Below are 1920 nucleotides of genomic sequence, written 5' to 3' on the forward strand. Positions count from 1 at the left end.
TGGTCGTGGACCTGTTGTATGGGAAGCTGGACCCGCGGGTGCAGACAGGAGGTGCAGGGGCCTGATGAGCGAGTTGGTGACCACTTCGATGGAAGCGGTGTCAAAGCAAGCGGCAAAACGGCGGCGGCCGACGCTGCTCAAACTGCTGACGAGCGACGTGAAGGCGATGGTCGGGTTTGGCCTATTCGCATTGTTTGTGCTGGTGGCGATTTTCGCGCCGGTCATCGCGCCGTACAACCCGCTGTCGACCGAGTTCCCGATGAACCTGTCGCCCAGCTCCCAACACCTGTTTGGCACGACGACGACCGGGCAGGATTTATTCTCGCAGTTTGTCTACGGGGCGCGCACGACCCTGATTGTCGGGGTCGGGGCGGGGCTCATCTCGACGGTCATTGGTCTCGTGTTTGGCGTGACGGCCGGGTACTACGGCGGTTGGGCGGACACGGTGCTCAACTTCATCACCAACATCTTCTTGGTGCTGCCGAGCCTGGCGCTGTTGATTGTGATTGAGGCGATGGTGCACAACTCGACGCCACTGCTCAATGGGCTCATCATCGGATTGACCGGCTGGGCCTGGGGGGCGCGGGTGTTTCGCTCGCAGGCGATGTCGCTGCGCGGGCGCGAATTTGTCACGGCGGCCAAGCTGTCCGGGGCCTCCGGGGTGCGCATCATGGTGACAGAAATCTTGCCAAACATGACGAGCGTGATTGCCTCCAACATCATCTTCGCTTGCCTGGGCGCGATTTTGGCTGAGTCGGGGCTGGCGTTCTTGGGGCTGGAGAGCGTCAACTCGGTCAGCTGGGGGACGATGCTGTACTGGGCGCAATCCGGCGGCGCGCTGCTCAACGGAGCGTGGTGGTGGATTATCCCACCGGGCCTGGGGATTGCACTGGTCGGACTGTCGTTGGGCTTGATGAATTTTGCCATCGACCAATTCACCAACCCGCGCCTGCGCGGGCAAAAAGGAGGACGGCGCCGTGGACGCAAAGCAGCCGGTCTTGGAGCTTGAGGACGTCTCCATTGTATACGATTCGCCCTCCGGCCCGGTTCAGGCGGTCCGGGACGTCAACCTGACCCTGTACCCGAATCAGGTGCTGGGGCTGATTGGGGAGTCGGGGTCTGGCAAATCGACGTTAGCCAACGCGATTATGCGGCTGTTGCGAGGCAACGCGCGGCTGACCAAAGGCCACATCCGGGTGATGGGGCAGGACGTGTACGCAATGAGCAAAAAGCAGCTGCGCACGTTCCGCTGGAACCAGATGGCGATGGTGTTCCAGAGCGCGATGACGGCGCTCAACCCGGTGATGACGATTGAGCGGCAGATTGTCGATACCTTTCGGAGCCACCGGCCACAGATGTCGTATGCGCAGGCGCGCCAGAAGGCGGTGGAACTTTTGCGATTGGTGCGCATCGACGAGCGGCACCTGCAGAGTTACCCGCACGAATTGTCGGGAGGCATGCGCCAGCGGGTGGTCATCGCGATTGCGATTGCGCTGGAGCCGGCGTTGGTCATCATGGACGAGCCGACAACCGCCCTGGACGTGGTGGTGCAACGCTCGATTCTCAACCAAATCAAGGAGCTGCAGCAAAAGCGCGGGTTTGCGATTCTGTTCATCAGCCACGACTTCAGCCTGGTGGCGGAATTTGCCTCGCGAGTGGCGATTATGTACGCGGGGCGCATTGTCGAGAACACGGAGGCCAAGGCGCTGCACCTCGGGGAGGCGGGGCATCACCCGTACACGGAAGGGTTGATGCGGGCCATCCCGCGGTTGACGCATGAGGATGTGGAGATTGAGGGTATCCCGGGTAACCCGCCGGACCTGCAGGAGCTGCCTTCCGGGTGTGCGTTTCACCCGCGCTGCCCGTACGCGACGGAAGCCTGCCGGGTGGTGCGGCCGAAGCTGCATGAGGTAAACGGAC

General features: G+C 62.2%; 2 protein-coding genes. Both read left to right on the forward strand.

Annotation, left to right across the window (positions count from 1 at the left end; translation table 11 throughout):
- The first annotated feature begins 64 nt into the window (after positions 1-64).
- Complete coding sequence (locus tag H522_RS20105) at positions 65-1009, forward strand: ABC transporter permease (RefSeq protein ID WP_051344381.1); 945 nt, start codon at positions 65-67, stop codon at positions 1007-1009.
- Positions 978-1920, forward strand: a 943-nt coding sequence (locus H522_RS0116385) for an ABC transporter ATP-binding protein (protein ID WP_035454571.1), incomplete at its 3' end; no start/stop codon positions are given. The genes H522_RS20105 and H522_RS0116385, both read left to right, overlap by 32 nt.

This window comes from Alicyclobacillus herbarius DSM 13609 (assembly GCF_000430585.1).
In the GTDB taxonomy this organism is placed as follows: Bacteria; Bacillota; Bacilli; order Alicyclobacillales; family Alicyclobacillaceae; genus Alicyclobacillus_G; species Alicyclobacillus_G herbarius.

Coding starts and splice junctions, on each gene's coding strand:
- H522_RS20105 (WP_051344381.1), top strand. CDS start 65: ATGAGCGAGTTGGTGACCACTTCGATGGAAGCGGTGTCAAAGCAAGCG.